We start from the raw sequence: 20,777 nt of genomic DNA on the forward strand, positions 1-20,777 counted from the left end.
GCCGCTGCCGATCCCGGCCGTCCGGGGCGGCGCCCCGCCGAGAGTTCGCGCCGAGTTCGGAACGGAGGCACTTCAGGACAGATGTGGAAGAGGGGAATGCGTTCCGGGGGACCTTTGTTACTCTGGCTGTACGGCACCGGCTCGATCCAAGCCCCCGGGCCCAACCTTCGTCGCTTCGAGCGACCACTTGCCGCGAGGCGAGCATGGCGGGTCGGTGCCGTATCAGACGCTCAGTCAGTTCGGGCCCCCTACCGATTCGGTAGGGGGCCCGAACTGCGTCTTCCGCCGACCCCGGCGGCCCGCCGCCCGGCAGTCTGACGCAGCGTCAGCCGTGCAGCAGCGCCGGGACGCCGGCCGAGTTCGGCAGGTCGAGCGGGCCGCTCAGCACGGTCAGCCGCTGCGTCGCGCGGGTCAGGGCCACGTAGAGCACCCGCAGACCCGCCTCCGACTCCCCCGCGATGCCGGACGGGTCGGCGACCACGGTGGCGTCGTACTCCAGGCCCTTGGCCTCCAGGCTGCCCAGCGCGACTGCGCGCTCACCCAGGCCCGCGATCCACCCGCGCGCCTCCTCGCGGCGCTCCATCGGGACAACGATGCCGACGGTGCCCGCGACCTCGTCCAGCAGCCGCGCCACCTCCGTGCGCGCCGCCTCGCCCATCGCTTCCTCGTCCGCGACCGCCGCGAAGCGCGGGGCGACGCCGGTCGAGCGGACCGCGACGGGCGGCTCGATGCCGGGCGCGGCCTGGGCCAGGATCCGCGACGCGACCTCGGCGATCTCGGCCGGGTTGCGGTAGTTGGTGGTCAGCGTGAAGCGCCGCCGCGGCTTCGACCCGAGGGTCTCGTCCATCGCGGCCTGTGCCTCGGCCGGGTCGATCCAGGACGACTGGGCCGGGTCGCCGACGATGGTCCAGGTCGCGTTGCGGGCGCGGCGGCCGACCATCCGCCACTGCATCGGCGTCAGGTCCTGGGCCTCGTCGACGATGACGTGGGCGTAGTCGCGACGCTCGGCCGCGGCCACGGCGCGCTGCTCCTGCTCGCGGCGCTGGCGGTCGCCGTAGGTGGTGACCTCGTCCAGACCGGTGAGCAGTTCGGTCGGGTCGACCTCGCGCACCCGCGCCCGGTACGGCTCGCCGAGCTGCACCTGGAGCTCGTCCAGCAGCGCCACGTCGGCCACGCTGACGCCGCCGCGACCGCGCCGGTCCAGATGCCGCCAGGAGTCGACCAGCAGCCGTAGCTCCGCGCGGGTGAAGGCGCCACGGGCCAGGCCGCCGAGACGGCGCTGGTCGGCGAGGGCGGCCAGCACCGCACGCGGCGTCAGCGCGGGCCACCAGGCGTCCAGGAAGTCGAGGAAGGCGTCCTCGTCGGTGACGTACTCCTCGAAGCTCTCCCGCTGCCGCTGCGCCTCCTCGCGCTCGTAGCGGTCGACGGGGGTCGGCCGGCCGCGCCGCAGCTGGGTCCAGAGCGCGTCGAGCAGCGCCCGCCGGGCACGCGGCCGGAGCAGGTTGACGGGCGTGTTGCCGCCGAGCACGGTGCGGCGCAGTCCGTGCAGGGCGGCGGCGTCCAGCTTGAGCACCTCGCCCATGGCGACGACGCGCAGCTCGGTGGGGGTGTCCTGGCCGTCGAGCGCGGCGCGCGCGGCGCGGCGCAGCAGCGCGACCATCCGGGAGGAGCCCTTGAGCCGGGCGGTCTCCGGGATGTCGTAGCGGTCGGCCTGCTCGCCGTCGACGAGGCTGCCGATGGCGCGGATGGCGACCTGGCCCTCCTCGCCCAGCGCGGGCAGCACTCCCTCGGTGTAGGAGACGAGCAGCGGCGTCGGGCTGACCACCAGGATGCCGCCCGCGTACCGGCGGCGGTCGTGGTAGAGCAGGTAGGCGGCACGGTGCAGGGCGACGGCGGTCTTGCCGGTGCCCGGACCACCGGTGACCAGGGTGGCCCCGGCCGCCTGGGCGCGGATCACCTCGTCCTGCTCCTGCTGGATCGAGGAGACGATGTCGCGCATCGAGTGACCGCGGGCCCGGCCGAGCGTCGCCATCAGCGCGCCGTCGCCGACGACGGTGATCGGCCGCCCGGCAAGGCGCGGCTCCAGGTCGGGGCGGAGCAGGTCGTCCTCGACGCCGAGCACCTTGCGCCCGCGCGAGCGGATCACCCGGCGGCGCACCACCCGGCCGGGCCGACGCGGGGTGGCCTGGTAGAAGGGCGCGGCGGCGGGCGCACGCCAGTCGATCACCAGCGGACCGTACTCGGCGTCGAGTACGCCGAGACGGCCGATGTGCAGGGTCTCCGCGATGTCCGGGTCGGCCGGGTCGAGCGGGGTCTGCGAGGGGAAACCGTCCTCCTCGGGGCGGTCCGGCGCCTGGAGGTCGATCCGGCCGAAGAGGAAGTCCTCGAACTCGTTGGTGAGTCGCTGGAGATGACGTCCAGCCTGGTAGGCCTGGGCGTCACGCTCGGCGAGCGCGCCCGGCGTCCCGGCCAGGAACTTGCGGTTGGCGTCGTCCAGGATGAACTCGGCCTCGGCCAGCTTCTCGCCGAGCCGCTGGTAGACCGTGTCGAGGTGGGCCTGCTCGACCGCGATCTCGTGGTCGAGAACCCCCTCCTCGGACGCTGCGGGCGTCCCGGACAATGCGGGCGTCCCGAACCCCTCGGGCGTCTCCGCCGCCGTGGGGCCGCGGTCGTGGACGCGGTCGGGTCTGTGGTCGGCCGTGTGATCGGTCGTGTGCTGCGTGGGCGAGGCCAATGAGATCCCCTGTGGTCCAACGTGGGCGCTGCGCTCCCTGAAAAAGGGAACTGTTGATCCTACGCCCTCCGGGCGCTCGGGTGGAGGGCCACGGTCCGCTCGGTCGCGTCGGGTGCGAGGAAAGTCAGCAGCTCAGCGGCCTCGGCCTCGATCCGTTCACGCACGGCCGCCGACTGCCGGGCGAACAGTTCGATCTCCAGGGCGGCCGGTTCGCCCTTCCGCTTCGGCCTGGTGTACGACCACGCGCCGCCGAGCCGCCCGTCCACCAGCAGCGCGGGACGGTAGCCGTTGCCGCGGGCGAACAGCTCGGCCCGATCGCGCTCGGCAAGGACCCGGCTGCGGTCGGCATGCCCGATCAGCACGTTGTCGTAGTCCGGCAGGAAGCGCGGCGGCGCGGGGGTCTCCGGGTCGGGACGCGGCGCGTCGGGAAGGTCGAACAGCTCCCGGCCGGTCACCGCGTCGGCGAAGACCGCGAGCCGTGGCCGCAAGAGCTCGAAGACCTCGCCGAGCCGGGTCACCCCGCTCCAGCTCTGCGCGTCCTGGACGCTCGCGGGCCCGAAGGCGGCGAGGTAGCGCAGCACGATCGCCTCGACGTCGGGCCGCTGCTGGGGGCGGCCGAGCCAGGACTCGACGGTGGCGAGGGTGGCCGCCCGGCTGCGGCCCCACTCGCCGCGCGGGGTGACCTGGACCAGCGAGAACTTGTAGCGGACGGCCGTGCCGAGCGCGGCGGGTTCGCAGCCCGGGAACCGCTCGGCCAGCGCCGCGCCCAGCTTGGCGGGCGTCAGCGGTCCGGCGTCCAGCAGCTCACGGGCGGCGGCCCAGAGCGTCTCGGGCTCGACCCCGGCCAGCGGGCCGCGGAAGACCGCCCGCTCGCCGAACGGGGTGGCGTCGTGCACCGGCTGTGTGAAGGCGCGCAGGGTGAGCGCGTCGTCGACGTCGTGCAGGTGGATCGTCCCCCGCAGCGTCGAAAGCCGGACGGTGCGCCGCTCGGCCAGCAGCGCGGAGGCCTCGGCGGGGTCGAACCCGGCGATCCGGGACCAGAGCGCGGTGTAGGGGTTGAGCGGGATCTGCGACTGCAGGCCGACCAGCCTCCCGATCACGTCGAGCGGCGTCCTGTGCACGCGCGACAGCAGGAACTGACGCTCCATCAGAGCACGGTTCAGAGCCCGGCGGTCGAGTGCGCGGAGGGTCGCCATGGGACCCAGCCTAGGCAGCCACCCCCTCCCTCGGAGCGCACTACACCGATCTCCACGCCGCGCGCCGCCTCGATAGACCCAATCTGACTAGTTGACTCAAGACTAGTTGCAATGCAACTATCAACTCATGGACGAGACGACCACCACCCAGCACCCCACGGACACCGCTCCGCAGCAGCGGGTCCGCACCGCACTGGTCATCGGGGGCGGCATCGCCGGCCCCGTCGTCGCGACCGCCCTGCAGCAGGTCGGCATCCGCGCCACCGTCTGCGAGGCCTACGCCGGAACCGCCGACGGCGTCGGCGGCGGCATGGGCTTCGCCCCCAACGGCCTCCAGGCGCTGGACGCAGTCGGCATCGGCAACGCGGTCCGCGCCGTCAGCACGCCGATGGAGGGCATGGTCATCGAGAGCTGGAACGGCAGGCAGCTCGGCGAGTTCGGCAATCTGCCGGGCATCCCGCCGCAGCGGTTCGTGGAGCGCTCCGACCTCTACCGGGTGCTGAACGACGCGGCCGAGGCGGGCGGCGTCACCACGCTGACCGGCCGCCGCCTGGTCGACGCGGTCGACGACGGCACCCAGGTCACGGCACGTTTCGCGGACGGCACCACCGCCACGGCCGACCTGCTGATCGGCGCGGACGGCATCCACTCCACGGTCCGGCGGCTGATCGACCCCGCCGCCCCCGAGGCGCAGTACGCGGGCACGCACAGCTTCGGCGCCTGGGTCGAGGACAGCGGCCTGCCGGACACCGGCGGCAAGATGCGGATGTCGTTCGGCAAGCGGGCCTTCCTCGGCTGGCAGGTCTTCGAGGACGGCCGCTGCCTCTGGTTCGTCAACCTCCCCAGCCCGATGCCGGTCACCGTGGCCGAACAGCGCGCGAAGGGCGCGGAGTTCTGGCTCCGGACGATGGTCGAGCTCTTCCGCGAGGACGCCAGCCCGGCCGTCCGGCTGCTGGAGCGGACCGACCCGGAGGCGCTGATCTTCGCGGGCAGTATGGAGTTCATGCCGCCGGTCCCGAACTGGAGCCGCGGCCGGATCGTGCTGGTCGGCGACGCGGTGCACGCGCCGTCGTCCAGCTCGGGCCAGGGCGCGTCGCTGGCGATCGAGAGCGCGGTGCAGCTCGCCCGCTGCCTGCGCGACCTCCCGGTCGACCGGGCGCTGGTCGCCTACGAGCAGCTGCGCCGGCCCCGGGTGGAGCGGATCATGAAGGCGACCGCCCGCACCAACGCCCGCAAGGCCGCGGGCCCGGTCGGACGGGTGGTCAGGGACGCGCTGCTGCCGCTGATGTTCAGAGTGATGAAGCCGGAGAAGTCGGCCTGGCAGTACGTCCACCCGATCGACTTCGCCGCACCGGTGGCCTGAACAGGCAGTTCAGGACGGTTTGGGTACACCCTGGGGCCGAACGGTGAATCACTTGCAAGATCCACCGATCGCGATGTTGGGTGGAGCCATGACAGGAGACCCCACCCTCTATCTCCTCGGCACCGGTGCGCAACCCGTACTGAACATCGCTGTCGCCGTGGAGCGCGCCCAGGCCGACGGCTGGCAGGTCTGCCTCGGACTCACCCCGACCGCGGCCGGCTGGCTCCACCCCTACCTTCCCGGCCTGGAGGCGCTGACCGGGCACCCCGTGCGCGCCCACTACAAGCTGCCCGGCGAGCCCGACGTCTGGCCCACGGCGGACGTGGTGCTGCTCGCCCCGGCCACCTTCAACTCGATCAACCGCTGGGCCCTCGGCCTGACCGACTCCTTCGTCCTCGGCTACGCCGCCGAGGCGCTCGGCCGCGGCATCCCGACCGTCGCTCTCCCCTGCGTCAACGCGGCCCTCGCCGCGCATCCGCAGTACGCCCGCTCCCTGGACACCCTCCGCGCCGCCGGTGCCCGCATCCCCACCCCGGACCCGCTCTCGGTCACCGCCCCGGGCCAGGACGACACCCCGGGCTTCGACTGGCCGCTGGGCCTCGCCGAGGCCCACGCCGCCTACGCCGGACTCCAGGCAGCGCGTACCGGAACGGCATGAACGCCATAAACGCAGAGAGCCGCCCGGCGGACCGGGCGGCTCTCTGTTCACATGGGAATCGGTGGAGGTGGCGGGAATCGAACCCGCGTCCTGTGGTGCGGAACCAGGGCTTCTCCGAGCGCAGTCTGCTGTGCTTTTCTCGGCCCCGGGAGTCACGCAGACAAGCTCCCGACGGGCTCAGTCACTGTTTAGTGTTCCGTGCGCCCCCGCGACCGGGCCGAACGGTGGAGTCTCCTAGATTAAGCCAGGATCCGGGACGGAGACGCGCCCGGTCTGACTCCTTCGATGCTCGCTCAGGCGGCGAGGGCGAAGGTATCGCGCTTGGTGTTGGCGATTATGTTTTGCGACACGTGGTTTACGAGATCATTGCCGCGTTCCTCGGCTCGCTTCTCCTGGCTCGACATCCCCAGTCGAAACCGATCACCCCCATGCAAGGGTGCTGTTCAGTTGTCAAAGCACCGGCTTTCGCCGTTGCCGTCCCACCTGGTCCGGGGAGACCCTGCGGAACGCTGTCCATGCTACGGCGCAGCGACTGGCAAGGTCCAGTTCATTAACCCTGGGCCCGCTGACGGCGGCGTGCCGCGGCCACGGCGCGGTCCGTCTCCCTGCGGTCCTGCTTCTCGCGGAGCGTCTGCCGCTTGTCGTGCTGCTTCTTGCCCTGGGCGAGGGCGATGCTGACCTTGGCCCGGCCGTCCTTGAAGTAGATGGAGAGCGGCACCAGGGTGTAGCCGGTCTCCTTCAGCTTCTGGTCGAGCTTGTCGATCTCCCACTTGTGCAGCAGCAGCTTGCGCTTGCGCCGCGCGGCGTGGTTGGTCCAGGTGCCCTGGGCGTACTCCATGATGTGCACGTTGTGCAGCCACGCCTCGCCGCTGGTCACGTCGGCGAAGCCATCCACCAGGGAGGCGCGGCCGGCGCGGAGTGACTTGACCTCGGTGCCCGTCAGCACCATGCCGCACTCGTACTCGTCGATGATGTTGTAGTCGTGCCGCGCCTTCTTGTTGGAGGCGATGAGCTTGTTGCGCGGGTCGTCTTTCTTCTTCGCCATAGTGCGGGCCATTCTCGCACTTCGTACCCGCTCCGGGCACGGGCGTTTTCCGGAGCCCGTACAGGAGGCCCTACTGGCTGTCCATGTCGGAGAGGTCGTCCAGGACAGTCAGGGCAGTGCTCTCCGCAGCCTGCGGGGTGGCGTCGGTCGGGACCTCGACGTCGGGCTGGATGCCCTGGCCGTCCGGCGAGTGGCCGGAGGGGGTGAGGTAGTTGCCGACCGTGCGCTCCTGCACCACGCCGTCGGAGAGGGTCTGCGGCTGCTGCACCGCACCCTTGCCGAAGGTGGGCCTGCCGACCACGACCGCGCGACCGCGGTCCTGGAGCGCGCCGGTGACGAGTTCGGCGGCGCTCATCGTGCCGCTGTCGACCAGCACCACCAACGGCGTCGAGGTGTCGCCGCCGGACGCGGCCTGCAGCACCTGCTGCGGCGCGCCGCCGCCTGACTGGTAGCGGGCGACCGGTCCGCCGTCCAGGAATACGGACGCCGTGGCGACCGCCTCGCTGACCAGGCCACCGGAGTTGCCGCGCAGGTCGAGCAGGATGCCGCGCCCGTCCGTCGCCGGATGCAGCTCCAACTGCCGTACGGCGGCCTGGACCTGTTCGGAGACACCGAGGGTGAAGGCGTCCATGCTGATCCGGGTGACGCCGCGCGCCGGGTGGTCGACGTGGACGTCGTCCTCGTCCAACAGGGCCCGGTGCAGCGTCGCATCCACCGCCCTGGACGTACTCGTGGGGCCCTCCTGGAGCCGCAGCACGACCGGCGAGCCGACCGCGTCGGACGCACCGCCGCGCAGCAGGCCGACCACCTCGGTGACGGGCAGCCCGGTCACCGGGGTGCCGCCGACCGCGAGCAGCCGCTCGCCCGCGCGGACACCGCCGAGCGCGGCGGGGCCTCCCGGAAGCGTCCGGGTCACGCTCACCTCGCCCTGCGGCGAGCGGGCCACCCAGAGCCCGACGCCGACGTAGTGACCGTCCAACTCCTGGCTGTAGGCGGCGAACTGCTGCGCGGTGTAGTCGGCGGCCCACCGGTCCGCAGCTCCGGAGGCTCCCGAGCCGTCGGAGTTGTCGGAGCTGTCTGCTCTGTGTGACGACGGAGCGGCCGCGGCGACCGACGTCGTCGACCGTCCCTCGCTCCCCCACGCACCGGTCCCGACACCCACCGCGCACACCGTCACGAACACCAGCCCCAGCGTCAGCTGGAGCCGTAGTACGCGACGAGTTGGTGACATGGACGAAGAGTCTAGAGGTGCGGGCTCGGGCGACATGCCCGAAGACGACGAAAAGCCCCGGACGCAGTACGCGTTCCGGGGCTTTTCGTATGGGGTGATCAGCAGAGTTGTCGGTCCGTCAGACCTTCAGGTACTTCTGCAGCGTGAGGAAGGCCGCCAACGAGGACATGCCGACACCGATCACCAGCAGCAGTGGCATGACCTGGACCACCGGACCCCAACCGATGAAGCTGATCAGGGTGATCTGCTTCTTCAGCACCATGTCGATCAGCACGTACTTGCCGATCGCCAGCATGCCGGAGGCAAGGACCGCGCCCACCACGGCGGCGAAGGCCGCCTCCGCGATGAACGGCATCTGCACGTAGTAGTTGGAGGCGCCGACCAGTCGCATGATGCCGGTCTCGCGCTTACGGCTGAACGCCGACACACGAACGGTGTTGACGATCAGCAGCAGCGTCACGCCGAGCATGACGACCATCACCACGACCGCGACCCACTGGCCGGTGTCCATCAGGTTGAACAGCGGCTTGAGCACGGCGCTCTGGTCGTCGACGGAGGCCACGCCGGGCTGGCCCGCGACCAGACCGGCGATCTGGTCGTAGTCCTGAGGGTTGGTCAGCTTGACGCGCAGCGCGTTGTTGAACGCGTCAGCGTTGATGTACGGAGAGAGCGGCGAATCCGGGAACTGGGCCTTGAAGTTGACCAGCGCCTGCTGCTGCGTCTCCGTGTAGACCGTCTGCACCAGGGAGTTCTTGTCCAGGTTCGCGTGGACCTGGTTGATCTCCGCCTGGGTCGCCACGCCGGAGGCGCAGTTGGGCGTCTTCTGCAGGTTGGTCGTGTTGTCGTGGTTGCAGAAGTAGATCGAGACCTCGACCTTGTCGCCCCAGTACCCCTTCATCTGGCTGACCTGGGAGTTCAGCAGCATGGCCGCACCGGCGAGGGTGAGTGACAGGGCCACACTCACGATCACGGCGATGGTCATCGTCAGGTTGCGTCGGAGACCGATCCAGATCTCCGACATGACGAATTGGGCTCGCATGGACAGGTCCTCTAATCAGTGCTGGTAGCCGTAGACGCCACGGGACTGGTCGCGGACCAGGTGACCTTGGTCCAGCTCGATGACGCGCTTGCGCATCTGGTCGACGATCGCCTGGTCGTGGGTCGCCATCAGCACGGTGGTGCCGGTCCGGTTGATCCGGTCCAGCAGCTTCATGATGCCGACGGAGTTCTGCGGGTCGAGGTTTCCGGTCGGCTCGTCCGCGATCAGGAGCATCGGGCGGTTCACGAAGGCGCGGGCGATGGCCACACGCTGCTGCTCACCACCGGAGAGCTCACCGGGCATGCGGTCCTGCTTGCCGGCCAGGCCGACCAGTTCGAGGACCTCGGGGACGACCTTCTTGATGGTCCCGCGGGGCTTGCCGATGACTTCGAGGGCGAACGCGACGTTCTGGCCCACGGTCTTGTTGGGGAGAAGGCGGAAGTCCTGGAACACGGTGCCCAACTGGCGGCGCATGTGCGGCACCTTCCAGTTGGACAGCTTGGCCAGGTCCTTGCCGAGCACGTGCACACTTCCGGTGCTCGGACGCTCCTCGCGCAGAATCAGGCGCAGGAAGGTCGACTTTCCCGAGCCGGAGGAACCGACGAGGAAGACGAACTCACCCTTCTCGATCTCGAGCGAGACGTTGTCCAGCGCCGGACGGTTCTGCTTCGGATAGGTCTTGGATACGTTGTCGAATCGGATCACGGCTGCATCACGGTGGGCAGTGTAGGCGGACAGGGCTCGGCCGACCTTACGCGAAGCCGATGCGGACCCGCAGGTTCACACCGCGAAAGGTGGGGGAGTTCACGGACAGTAGCGGACATTCAAGGACAATCCGTCAGGCAAAATCCGCCTGCGTATGTGGTTGATCACGGACGGCCACCAGGGGAAAGACCGGAATCACGCTGGATCGCGAGTGACGTGGCACAGTGGAGGGAACCACCCGGACCAGGTGGTGCGTTGTGCACATCGGAGGAGGAGATCGCGATGACGCTCGACCGTCTGGTGTGCGCCAACTGCTCGGGTCCCGTGAGCGAGGGCCGTTGCCCGACCTGCCGGGCGAGCCGACAGCGCATGTTGCAGCAGCAGGGGCTCTTCGCCTCCCTGTCCCCCGCCGCCGTGATCGCGCTGGTGGCGGCGCTGGTGGCATGCGTGCTGATAGCGCGGCACGCCTTCGCCTGAGGGCGACCGATACACCCCTACACCGATACACAGCAGACCGAAACACAGCAAAGGGCCCGGGTTCCGACGGTCGGTCGGAAGCCCGGGCCCTTTGCATGCGTCGTGCCGGTACGTCGTGCCGGTGCCTCAGTGCTTGCGGGCGTTCGCCGCGCGCGGGCCGAAGCGGAAGACGAGGCCGCCCAGCACGAAGGTGAAACCGCCGACGAGGATCAGCGTGGTGTCCGAGCCGCCACCGGTCTCCGCGAGCTGGGTCCGCGCCGGAGCCTGGGTCGGCACGGCGTAGGTCGGCGCGGCGCTGCTGCTCGCACTGTCCGACGCCGAGGCCGACGCGGACGCCGAGCCCGACGGCGAGGCGGAGGCCGATCCCGTGGCGGACGCCGAGCCGGAGGGCGTCGCGCTCCCCGACGGCGTGGCGCTGGCGCTGCCGCCGAGGCCGCCGTCGTCACCACCGCTTCCGCTGCCGCCGCCGAGAAGCCCACCGAGGAGACCCCCGCTGCTTCCCGTGGACGGTGAGGCGCTCGGAGCGGGCTGCGTCGTCGTCGCGGCGTTTGCCGCCCCCGCTACCGTCAGCCCCGCCCCGGCAAGCGCGAGCGCAACGCCCGCGACACGTATACCGCCGCTCTTTCTCCGGTGTCCCCGCGCCACTTCCGCCCCTTCCGTACTTCGTGCGGCTTTCGCACAAAAGACTCACTTAAGGCTCTGCCGCGCGACAGCATGGTGTGACGAGGGCCCGGCGGTCAACTTGTGACCGCCGGGCCCCTACTGACTCTCCAGATGCTCGGTGGAGGCCCCGTCAGGGGCCCGTGGAGGCCCCGTGAAGGCGTGCGCCGGAACGTCCGTCGGCGCGCTTACGAAGCGGCCTTCTCCTGCTCCTTGCGCCACCGGATGCCCGCCTCGGTGCTGCGCCGATTGTTCATCTCGGCCGGCATCTACGAAGCGGCCTTCTCCTGCTCCTTGCGCCACCGGATGCCCGCCTCGATGAAGCCGTCCAGCTCACCGTCCAGCACCTGCTGCGGGTTACCCACCTCGAACTCGGTACGCAGGTCCTTGACCATCTGGTACGGGTGCAGCACGTACGAGCGCATCTGGTTGCCCCAGGAGCTGCCGCCGTCCTTGAGGGCGTCCATCGCGGCGCGCTCCTCCTGGCGGCGGCGCTCCAGCAGCTTGGCCTGGAGGACGTTCATCGCCGAGGCCTTGTTCTGGATCTGCGAGCGCTCGTTCTGGCAGGAGACGACGATGTTGGTCGGGAGGTGGGTGATGCGCACCGCCGAGTCGGTGGTGTTGACGCCCTGGCCGCCGGGGCCGGAGGAGCGGTAGACGTCGATCCGGAGTTCCTTCTCGTCGATGTCGACATGGTCGCTGGACTCGACGACCGGCAGCACCTCGACGCCGGCGAACGACGTCTGACGGCGGCCCTGGTTGTCGAACGGCGAGATCCGGACCAGGCGGTGGGTGCCCTGCTCGACGGAGAGGGTGCCGTAGGCGTAGGGGGCCTTGACCGCGAAGGTCGCGGACTTGATACCCGCCTCCTCCGCGTAGGAGGTGTCGTAGACCTCGGTCGGGTAGCCGTGGCGCTCGGCCCAGCGCAGGTACATGCGCATCAGCTGCTCGGCGAAGTCCGCCGCGTCGATGCCACCGGCCTCGGCGCGGATGTTGACCAGCGCCTCGCGGGCGTCGTACTCACCGGAGAGGAGGGTGCGGACCTCCATCTCCTGGACCGACTTGCGGACCGACTCCAGCTCGTTCTCGGCCTCGGCGCGCGCTTCGGCGTCGCCCTCGGCCTCGGCCAGCTCGAAGAGGACGCCGAGGTCCTCGATCCGGCTGCGCAGGGTCTGGATCTTGCGCAGCTCGCCCTGGAGGTAGGAGAGCTTGGAGGTGATCTTCTGCGCGTTGTCGACGTCGTCCCACAGGTCCGGTGCGGCGGCCTGCTCCTCGAAGACCGCGATGTCGGCCCGGAGCTTGTCCAGGTCGACGACTGCCTCGATCGACCCCATGGTCGATTCGAGGGACTTGAGCTCTTCGGAAGGATCAATGGCTGCCACAGGCCAAGCCTAATGCAGAGTGGCAAGCTGCCTACCGCGCCAGGGCCTAGGCCCTGTCGTCAAACTCCCGCCGGGCCCGGCTTGCCTGGCACGGCCTCCCCCGGCCTTCGGCTAGGGGGTGCCCCCACGCTGCGTTGTCGCATCGCCCAAGTACGGCCCAGTACGAGGGCGACCCTCCGCCTTGCAGCTGGCCGCACCAGACAACCCGGGCTGATCCGACGCGAGTTTGACGACAGGGCCTAGCGGCCGTGGGTGAACTGGAGGCTGCCCGAGGAGGTCACCCGGAAGAGGACGAGACCACCCGCGTCCGCGCAGGCCGCCGCGGCGTACGGGGAGTCCGGCGCGCTGGGCAGGGAGGCCCCGAGCCAGGACTGACCGGCGCCGTTGGACGCCGCGTAGTCGGTGCCGGTGGAGAAGACGAACAGCCCGCCCGAGGCGTCCTGAACCGCCTCCACGCGGTTGGCCGCCGTCACGCCGGTGACCGGGCGGGCGAGATGCCAGAGACCGCCGGCAAGCAGCGTGTGCTGGACCGTGCCCGAGGCGGTGGTGACGAAGGCGTCGACCCGGCCCCCGCTCTCGCCGATCAGCGTGGGCGTCCCGCCGATCGCACCGACCGTGGAGACCGCCGCCCAGGCGGTCCACGCGCCGTTGACGTAGGAGGTGGTGGCGAGCCCGCTGCCGACCCGGGCGACCAGGTCGATCCGGGAGCCGGTGGCGACCGCTGCCGGGGGCGCGTCGACGTGCATCTGACCGTCGAGCTGACTCCAGGGGGTCCAGCTGCCGTCAGGGGCGAGGTCGCGCAGGTAGATCAGGCCGTCGGTGCCGCGCGCGAACAGGCGCAGCGTTCCGTCGGGCAGCGCCACCGGTGCGGGCTCGCCGCTGACGTGTATGCCCGTCAACTTGCCCCAGGGGCCGAAGGCCTGGCCGTTGCGGGTGACGTAGCGGACGGCGCCGGTCGCGTCGGTGCCGAAGACGAAGACGGTGCCGGTGGTGCCGAGCCGCAGCGCGCGGACGCCGCTGACCAGCGGGGCCGGCGGCGTGGGCGCGTCGGACCAGGAGGCCCAGCTCGGCAGGTGGGCCGTGCCGCCGGCGTCGGTGGCGTCGCTCTGGCCTGCCACCGGGGCCTGCGGCAGCCCGGCCGACCGGCTCTGGTGGGCGGTGGGCGAGGCGGCGTCGCCGGGATTGTCCCGGTTCCCGTCACCGGAGCCGGACAGTGCGGCGTAGCCGCCGAGGAGGGTGACCGCACAGACGACCACGGCCGCCGCGGCCAGCAGCCGGCGACGACGCCGGACCGCCGCGCCTCCGGCGCCGCTGCGCTGGGATCCGCCGGGGATGCGCCCCCGGCCGGTGCCGAGACCGCCGAGCGCTCCACCCAGGCCGCCGAGACCACCGAGGCCGTTGCGCTGGGCGCGGGAGGCCTCGGCGAGCGCGGCCAGGTCCTCGGGACGCGGGCGGCGCAGGTTGGTGTGGGTCTCGCGGGTCGAGTCGGGCGCGCTGCTGGGCACCAGCGGCACGGCCGCGCCCCGGCGACGACGCTGCGCAGAGCCGGAACCACGGTGGGCGCCCTCGGCCGCGGACCGCGCGAAGGCGCCCCGGTCGTCCCTGTCGTCCCAGTCCCCGTCCCCGCCCTCGTCGTGGTCGTCCTCGTCCTCGTCGTAGTCGGCCGGGATGTCGGGGTCGTAGCCGGGCAGCGGGGGGACGTCCGGGGCGTCGGGGTGGGCGATGCGCAGCGCGGGCAGTCCGGCCAGGCCGGGCAGCAGGTCGCGCAGGGCGGACGCGAGCTCGGTGGCGCGCAGGCGCGAGGCCGGCGCCTTGGCGAGGCACTGGGCCAGCACCTTCCACAGCGGCTCCGGCAGACCGGGCAGCGGCGGCACGGTCTCGGTCACGTGGCGCCGCAGCACCGCACCGGTGTGGCCGCCGCCGAAGGGGGTGAACCCGGCGAGCAGCTCGTAGAGGACGGTGGCCAGCGCGTAGATGTCGACCGCGGCGCGAGGCTCCAGGCCCTCGATGATCTCCGGGGCCAGATAGTCGGGCGTGCCGATGATCCGGGTGTTCCTGGTGCGGCGGGGCGCGTCGACCAGGCGGGCGATGCCGAAGTCGGAGAGCTTGGCGCGGGGCACTCCGCCGGGGCCGGGGCTGGAGGCCTGGTCGAGCAGGATGTTCTCGGGCTTGACGTCGCGGTGGATGATCCCGGCCGCATGGGCGGCGGCCAGCCCCTCGGCGACGTCGGCGGCGACCGAGACGGCGGCCTGCGGGGTGAACGGACCCTCCCGTTCCAGCCGGGAGCGCAGGTCGCTGCCGTGGACGAGTTCCATCACCAGGGCCAGGTCGTCGCCGTCGACGACCAGGTCGTGCACGCCGACCACCCGGGGGTGGTCCAGGCTGGTGAGCGCGGTGCGCTCCTGCACGAACCGGCCGACCAGGACCTGGTCGGAGGCGAGGTCCTCGCGCAGGATCTTGATGGCGACCGGACCCTCCGGGCCATCGCCGAGCCAGACGGTGCCCGCCGAGCCACGGCCGATCACCGTGTGCGCGGTGTAACGGCTACCGATCTTGCGTGCCAAGGCTGCTCCGTGCGCGATCTGAGGCTGCTGGGACCGACGCACGCCGATAGGGACGACGGCTGCCGGTCGACCAGCGTCGGTGTCAGCGACCAAAGTACGCGGCTTGGAGCCGTTTGGGGGACAGCAGGGGGTGGACGGGCCGTCAGGTGTCGACAAATCGTCAAACCTGGGATCCGACCCCGTCCTGCAACCCCTCGCCGTGGCAACACGTCCGGGCCCAGGAGGGGCTTGGGCAGAGGCCGGCGACGGGGCGTCAGCCGCCGCTGCTCCCCGTGCCCGGGATCTGGTTGACCGTGTGCTTGACCTTGTTGGCCGTGTTGGTGATCTGCTGGAACCAGTTGGAGACCTGGTGCCACCAGCCCTCGACGGTGCCCACGATGTGGTCGATCCAGCCGTGCAGCGGCGAGAACTCCCAGATCAGGAACCCGGCGATGATCAGGACCAGCAGGAACTTCAGGCAGCCGCTGCCTGGGATGTGATGCCGCCTCCGGGGCGCACGCTCACGCCGGGGCGCGGGCTCCGGCTCGCGTTCCCGCTCGCGCTCGGGCGCACGCTCGGGCGCACGTTCCGCCGCGCGACGCGCGGGCTGCGGGGCGGGCTCCGGCTCGGGGCGGTACACCGGGGGCGCGACCTGCGGACGCCCACGCTGGGCCTGCGCCGCCTGCGCGCGGGCCTGCTGCGGCCGGTACGGCGCGGGCGCGACCTGCGGCGGCGCGGCGAACGGGTCCTCGACCCCGAACTCGCCCAGCTGACCGACCTGGGTCTGCTCGTTCCGGTGCCGTGCGGCGCGCAGCTGCGACTCCCAGGGATGGGGTCCGTCCGGCAGGGGCTGCTGCCCGCCGCCGAGCTGACCCTGCGGCAACACCGCGGTGGGATCGGCGGGTTGGCCGAAGCCACGGCCCTGGCCCGGACCCATGCCGTGGCCCTGCGCCTGACCTTGTCCTGGGCCTTGCCCCTGACTCTGCGGCAGCACCGCCGTCGGGTCCGCCGCCGAGGCAGCGAAGCCAGCCGCCGTCGCAGCACTCGCAGCACTCGCCGCCTGACCGTAACCGCCGTGCGGCAGCACCTCGGTCAGTGCGGAGGGCGGGTAACCGTCGGCCGAGGACGGGACGCCGCGCGGCAGCGTCGTATCCTCCGAGCCCGCCGGAGTGGGCTGGACCGGCGGCGTGAGCAGCATGCCCACCGCGTTGGCCGCCTCGATCTCGCTGACCGAGGCGTGGACGCCGATCCCCGCCGCCACCGTGCGCAGCGCGGTGGCCAGCGCGACCGCGGACGGGCGGCGCGCCGGGTCCTTCTCCAGGCAGCGCTCGATCACGGTCCACAGCGGCTCGGGCATCGACCGCGGCCGCTCCGGACGCTGCGACAGGTGCGCCTGCAGGATCTGCAGCGCGCCGTCGCCCCGGAACGGCGGCTGACCGGTGAGCAGCTCGTAGAGCATGATCCCCGCGCCGTAGATGTCGACCGCGGCCGTCTGCGGCCGGCCCTCGGCCGACTCGGGCGCGACGTACGCGGGCGTGCCGACGAACTCCGCCGTGCGGGTGATGCCGGGCGAATCGGCGAGCCGGGCGATGCCGAAGTCGGTGAGCAGCGGGTGCATGGTGCCGCCGTCCGGTCCGTCGACCGTGGCCAGCAGCACGTTGGCGGGCTTGAGGTCGCGGTGCACGACGCCGTCGGCGTGGCTGGCCGCCAGCGCGTCGGCGATCTGCGCCATCAGCAGCGCACCGGCCACCGGACTGAGCGGGCCGTGGGCGCGGAGATAGCGGTGCAGGTCGGGGCCGTCGACCAGGTCCATGACCAGGGCCAGCAGTTCACCCTCGACCACCAGGTCGCGGACCCGGACGACGTTCGGGTGGACCAGGCGCACCAGCACCGCGCGTTCGCGCAGGAACCGCATCACCACGTCCGGGTCGGTGGCCAGCTCCTCCTTGAGGACCTTGATCGCCACGGCCGCACCGGGGACCACGCCCAGGCTGTGACCGTCGCCACTCGCCGTGGCGTCGAGGTCCTCGCGGACCCGCGCACGCCAGACCGTCCCGGTGGCGCCGCGTCCCAGCGGCTCCTCCAGCAGGTACTTACTGCCAACCGGCCGCACCGTGCGCTCCTCGTCGTGCCATCTGTCCCGCGCCGTGAGTGGCCGGTCCCCCGGCCCCATGGGGGCTGCTCGCGTTTTCGGCAACTCTAACGGCGTTCGAAGCCGCCGTCGTGTCGTGCAGGCGGCAATCCGGCCGAGATCCTGACACGGACCTGGCAGAAGCGCCGACGGGGCCTCGCCGACACCTCGACAACACCCCGCCAGGACTGCGACAAGACTGCGACAAGACTGGGGGCAGAACTCGGCGGGGCGACGGCGACGGGGCGTTCCGCATGCCGGTGCCGCACCCTAGGACGCCCGGGGCGCACTGATACGTTCCGAAGATCATCCGATCGGGTGCTGTGCGCGAACTGTCGGTGGCGGATGGGAGGATGCATCCGACACCGTGGCGACGACCATCGCGTGCGGGCGGAAGGGGCAGGGCGCATGCAGATCCGGCTGACCGTGCTTGGGCCGCGCGAGAGCGGTTCGCCGTCGCAGACGGCACACACGTCGCTCCCGCATGTCGCAACGGCCCACCGTTCCGGTGGCGACGCCTCCGTCCCCGTGGCGGACGTGCTGGTCAGTGCGCCGGTGGGCACCACCCTCGGCGCGGTCGCGGGGGCGCTCGCGGGTGCGGTGGGGGCGCGTCCCGGCGGACGCGCCGGTCGCGCGGCCACGCACATCCATCTCTACGCCCAGGGCCGCCGCCTCGACGAGCACACCGTGCTCGGTCACCCGCCGCTGGTCGACGGCGCGGTGCTGCGCCTGGACGCGCCTGACCCGGACGACGCGGCCGAGCCCGGCGGCGCGACCACGGCGCTGCACGTGGTCGGCGGCCCCGACGCGGGCGGCATCCATCTGCTCCACCCGGGCCGGGTGGTGGTCGGCCGCTCCTCCGACGCCGACGTCCCGCTGGACGACCCGGACGTCTCCCGCTTCCATCTGGCGCTGGAGGTCGGTGCCGACGGGCGGGTCACGATCGCGGACACCGGCTCCACCAACGGCACCGAGCTCGACGGCCGGCCGGTCGGCGCGGAGCCGCGTCCGGTGCCGCCGGGCGCGCTGATCGCGCTGGGCGAGAGCGCGCTGCGGGTCGTCCCCGCCTCGCCGGACCGGGCCGATGTCGTGCCCGACGGCCACGGCACGGTCCAAGTCCCCACCCGCGCCGGGGCCTTCGCGCCGGGCGGCAGTCCTGGCTTCTCGGGTGGTCCGGGCGGCCTCAGCGCCGCTGGTGGTCCGGGCCGTCCTTCGGGGCGCACCGCCTCCGGCACGGGCATGCTGCCGTCGGCGCCCGAGGCCGCACCGGGCGCACCGCGCGCACCACGCGCCCGCAACCACGCTCCTCAACACCCGTCGGGAGCCTCGGCGGTGTCCGCGTCCGACGCCCCGGCCGGTGGCGCGTCCGATCCCGGCTCCGGCGGTCGGCCGCAGCTGACGCACGGGCGCGGCTTCCGGATCGGCCTCGGCCTGCGCCGTCCCGCCCAGCCCGCGGCCGTGGTCCCGGCGCAGGCCCCGCCGCGCGACTCAGGCCGCTGGCCCGACCCGGCGGAGGTGCTGCTCACCGCGATCGGCCCGGGCCCCCGGCTCTGGGAGCGCACGCTCGACCACCCCGACGCCCTGGTGCTCCGCCTCGGCACCCGCGCGCACACGCCGGTCACCCTGGACCTGCGCGCGGCGGGCAGCCTCGGTCTCACCGGCCCGCGTCCCCGGCTGACCGGCCTGGTCCGGGCGTTGCTGGCGCAGCTCGCGGTGCTGCACGCACCGTCCGCGCTGGAGCTGGTGCTGATCTCGGCCGACGAGTCCCGCCCGCTGGACGACCGCACCGACGCCTGGTCCTGGCTGCCCTGGCTGCCGCATCTGCGCCCTACCCACGGACAGCCGTGCCGCGCGCTGACCGCCTTCGACGCCCAGCAGGCCCTGGCCCGACTCGGCGAACTGGCCCCCGGCTGGGGCGAGGACGCCGCTCCGGTCGCCGCCTCCGGCGCGGCGTCGGTTCACGCGCATCCGGGCCCGCGCGGTCGGGCCACCGTGATCGTCATCGACGGTGACCCGGGCAGCGAGGAGGCCCGCGAGGCCATCGCCGAACTGCTGGCCCACGGCCCCGCCCGAGGCATCCATGTGCTCCACCTCGACGAGTACCCGGAGGCGCTGCCGCAGGGCTGCGGAGCCGTCGTGCAGATCTCCGGCGAGGTCGGCACCCTGCTCGACATGGAGCGCCCCGCCCCCTCGGCCGGTTCCGCCGCGCGAGGTGCGGCCGGACAGCACCGTGCCGCGCCCGAGCGGGAGTTGGTAGCCGGGGTCGCTCTGGACGCGGTCGGCGCCGCGTGGGCCGGCCGCTTGGCCCGCGCCCTCGCCCCGCTTCGCGAGCAGGACGCGGCCCGCCGTCCGGGCAGCACCCGTGCCGCCCTGCCCGAGGCCGCCCGCCTGCTCGACCTGCTCGATCTCGACCTGGTCACCCCGGCCAAGATCTCCGCCCGCTGGGCCGACCTACGGCTCAGCTCCGGCGATGTGCCGACCGCGACGGTCGGCGTCGCCCGCGACGGTGGCTGTTCCTTCGACCTGACGGACCATCTGCTGATCGGCGGCGCACCCCAGTCAGGCCGCACCGAACTGCTCCGGTCACTCCTGGCGTCACTCGCCGTCGCCGAACGCCCGGACCGGCTTGGCCTGCTGCTGATCGAGGGCCGCCCGCCGCAGGATCCGGCCCACGGCCTCGCCCCCGCCGTCGAACTCCCGCACGTCATCGGCCATGTGGCCACCACCGACGGCCCCGGTCTGCGCGACGCCGCGCAGGGGCTCAGCGCCGAACTGGACCGCCGCGCCTCGCTGTTGCAGGGCCGTTCGTTCGCCGCGTGGCACGCCGAGCGCGCGCTCGCGCGGCTGGCCCCGCCGCGCCGCGCCGCCGACGACTACCCGCAGCAGGCGACGCAGAGCGCCGTCGCGGTCGAGGCCGAGCCACTCCCCCACCTGGTCGTCGCCGTCGACGACTGGGACGAGCTGCTCGGCTCCCCGCTGGCCCATGTCCTGGAGGACGTCGCCCAGCGCGGCCCCCGGCTCGGCGTGCGCCTCGCCGTCACCACCTCCCACCCGGAACGCGGCGCGGGCACAGCGGTCGACGAGGCCGCACAACTGCGGGTCGCCCTGCGGACCGACTCCCCGGTCGCCTCGGCCCTGCTGATCCACGTCGAGGACGCCGCGGCCCTCGCCGACGACCAACCCGGCCGCGGCCTGGCCCGCCACCCGGACGGCGGGGTCAGCGCCTTCCAGTCCGCGCGCATCACCGGCCGCATTCCGCGTACCGCGACGCTGCGACCGACGGTCACCCCGCTGGACTGGACGAGCCTCGGCGAACCCCCGACCCAACGCCCGGTCCGCGAACTGGGCAACGGCCCCACCGACCTCGCGCTGCTCGCCAGCGCGTTGCAGCGGGCAGCGGAGTCGCTGGGCGCTCCGCCGATACCGAAGCTGCTCTAGCGTTTGCAGCCGGGTCGGTTGTACATACCTCAGGGGCGCGGGGGGGGGGGGGGGGGACCCCCGCCCCCCCCCCCCCCCCGGGGGGGGGGGGCCCCCCCGCCCCCCCCCCCCCCCCGGGGCAGGGCAGGGGTGCACCGGGGGGTGTGGCCCCCCCGCCCCCCCCCCGCCGGAAAGC

Annotated in this window: 13 protein-coding genes, 1 other RNA gene and 1 pseudogene; 4 read left to right on the plus strand and 11 right to left on the minus strand. The window is 72.5% G+C overall.

All coding sequences use genetic code 11. The annotated features are described in order from the left end of the window. Window positions 1–325 precede the first annotated feature (325 nt). Both ABH928_RS19105 and ABH928_RS19110 read right to left on the minus strand, forming a co-directional pair. Window positions 326–2,620 (minus strand): UvrD-helicase domain-containing protein, encoded by a 2,295-nt coding sequence (locus tag ABH928_RS19105; RefSeq protein ID WP_370067972.1) that lies wholly within the window; start codon window positions 2,618–2,620, stop codon window positions 326–328. 173 nt (window positions 2,621–2,793) lie between these two features. Next, on the minus strand, window positions 2,794–3,930 hold the full coding sequence (locus tag ABH928_RS19110; protein WP_370067918.1) for a winged helix DNA-binding domain-containing protein: 1,137 nt from the start codon (window positions 3,928–3,930) through the stop codon (window positions 2,794–2,796). A gap of 127 nt (window positions 3,931–4,057) precedes the next feature. On the opposite strand from ABH928_RS19110, the gene ABH928_RS19115 reads away from it, so the two are divergent. Both ABH928_RS19115 and ABH928_RS19120 read left to right on the plus strand, forming a co-directional pair. Beyond that, on the plus strand, window positions 4,058–5,293 hold the full coding sequence (locus ABH928_RS19115) for an FAD-dependent oxidoreductase (protein ID WP_370067920.1): 1,236 nt from the start codon (window positions 4,058–4,060) through the stop codon (window positions 5,291–5,293). Window positions 5,294–5,381: 88 nt separating this feature from the next. Next, window positions 5,382–5,951, plus strand: coding sequence for a flavoprotein (locus ABH928_RS19120; RefSeq protein ID WP_370067922.1), 570 nt, complete (start codon window positions 5,382–5,384; stop codon window positions 5,949–5,951). 59 nt (window positions 5,952–6,010) lie between these two features. Here the strand turns inward: ABH928_RS19120 and ssrA are convergent. The 5 genes from ssrA to ftsE all read right to left on the minus strand — a co-directional run bounded on the left by ssrA (window position 6,011) and on the right by ftsE (window position 9,971). After that, window positions 6,011–6,379: a transfer-messenger RNA gene (gene ssrA / locus ABH928_RS19125) on the minus strand. A 122-nt stretch (window positions 6,380–6,501) separates the two neighbouring features. After that, window positions 6,502–6,996, minus strand: coding sequence for an SsrA-binding protein SmpB (gene smpB, locus ABH928_RS19130; protein WP_370067924.1), 495 nt, complete (start codon window positions 6,994–6,996; stop codon window positions 6,502–6,504). A 70-nt stretch (window positions 6,997–7,066) separates the two neighbouring features. Next, window positions 7,067–8,227, minus strand: a complete 1,161-nt coding sequence (locus ABH928_RS19135; protein WP_370067926.1) for a S41 family peptidase — start codon at window positions 8,225–8,227, stop codon at window positions 7,067–7,069. Between the two features lie 118 nt (window positions 8,228–8,345). After that, window positions 8,346–9,266: a permease-like cell division protein FtsX gene (ftsX, locus tag ABH928_RS19140; protein ID WP_370067928.1), complete on the minus strand. Its 921-nt coding sequence runs from the start codon at window positions 9,264–9,266 to the stop codon at window positions 8,346–8,348. A gap of 15 nt (window positions 9,267–9,281) precedes the next feature. Further along, window positions 9,282–9,971, minus strand: coding sequence for a cell division ATP-binding protein FtsE (gene ftsE / locus ABH928_RS19145; RefSeq protein WP_370067930.1), 690 nt, complete (start codon window positions 9,969–9,971; stop codon window positions 9,282–9,284). Between the two features lie 282 nt (window positions 9,972–10,253). Here ftsE and ABH928_RS19150 point away from each other — a divergent pair, with 282 nt between their 5' ends. Further along, window positions 10,254–10,448: a hypothetical protein gene (locus ABH928_RS19150; RefSeq protein ID WP_370067932.1), complete on the plus strand. Its 195-nt coding sequence runs from the start codon at window positions 10,254–10,256 to the stop codon at window positions 10,446–10,448. 126 nt (window positions 10,449–10,574) lie between these two features. On the opposite strand, the gene ABH928_RS19155 is transcribed toward ABH928_RS19150, so the two are convergent. From ABH928_RS19155 to ABH928_RS19170, 4 genes and pseudogenes are all read right to left on the minus strand, one after another. Further along, entirely contained in the window at window positions 10,575–11,093 is a 519-nt protein-coding gene (locus tag ABH928_RS19155) for a hypothetical protein (RefSeq protein ID WP_370067934.1), read from the minus strand. A 284-nt stretch (window positions 11,094–11,377) separates the two neighbouring features. Further along, the gene (gene prfB / locus ABH928_RS19160; protein WP_370067936.1) at window positions 11,378–12,490 is read right to left on the minus strand and encodes a peptide chain release factor 2; all 1,113 of its coding nucleotides are present in this window, start codon (window positions 12,488–12,490) and stop codon (window positions 11,378–11,380) included. 1,277 nt (window positions 12,491–13,767) lie between these two features. Then, a pseudogene (locus ABH928_RS19165) lies at window positions 13,768–15,054 on the minus strand (serine/threonine-protein kinase); the annotation flags it as partial. Window positions 15,055–15,307: 253 nt separating this feature from the next. Then, window positions 15,308–17,146: a serine/threonine-protein kinase gene (locus ABH928_RS19170; protein ID WP_370067938.1), complete on the minus strand. Its 1,839-nt coding sequence runs from the start codon at window positions 17,144–17,146 to the stop codon at window positions 15,308–15,310. Between the two features lie 426 nt (window positions 17,147–17,572). On the opposite strand from ABH928_RS19170, the gene ABH928_RS19175 reads away from it, so the two are divergent. Then, the gene (locus ABH928_RS19175) at window positions 17,573–20,602 is read left to right on the plus strand and encodes an FHA domain-containing protein (protein ID WP_370067940.1); all 3,030 of its coding nucleotides are present in this window, start codon (window positions 17,573–17,575) and stop codon (window positions 20,600–20,602) included. The last annotated feature ends 175 nt before the right edge of the window (window positions 20,603–20,777 follow it).

It is taken from the genome of Streptacidiphilus sp. MAP5-3 (assembly GCF_041262505.1).
Classification (GTDB): domain Bacteria; phylum Actinomycetota; class Actinomycetes; order Streptomycetales; family Streptomycetaceae; genus Streptacidiphilus.

What these genes read in the sequence shown, in the direction of transcription:
- ABH928_RS19135 (WP_370067926.1), bottom strand. Translation starts at nt 8,227, where the DNA reads ATGTCACCAACTCGTCGCGTACTACGGCTCCAGCTGACGCTGGGGCTG.
- ABH928_RS19175 (WP_370067940.1), top strand. Translation starts at nt 17,573, where the DNA reads ATGCAGATCCGGCTGACCGTGCTTGGGCCGCGCGAGAGCGGTTCGCCG.
- ABH928_RS19110 (WP_370067918.1), bottom strand. Translation starts at nt 3,930, where the DNA reads ATGGCGACCCTCCGCGCACTCGACCGCCGGGCTCTGAACCGTGCTCTG.
- ABH928_RS19115 (WP_370067920.1), top strand. Translation starts at nt 4,058, where the DNA reads ATGGACGAGACGACCACCACCCAGCACCCCACGGACACCGCTCCGCAG.
- ABH928_RS19150 (WP_370067932.1), top strand. Translation starts at nt 10,254, where the DNA reads ATGACGCTCGACCGTCTGGTGTGCGCCAACTGCTCGGGTCCCGTGAGC.
- smpB (WP_370067924.1), bottom strand. Translation starts at nt 6,996, where the DNA reads ATGGCGAAGAAGAAAGACGACCCGCGCAACAAGCTCATCGCCTCCAAC.
- ABH928_RS19120 (WP_370067922.1), top strand. Translation starts at nt 5,382, where the DNA reads ATGACAGGAGACCCCACCCTCTATCTCCTCGGCACCGGTGCGCAACCC.
- ftsX (WP_370067928.1), bottom strand. Translation starts at nt 9,266, where the DNA reads ATGCGAGCCCAATTCGTCATGTCGGAGATCTGGATCGGTCTCCGACGC.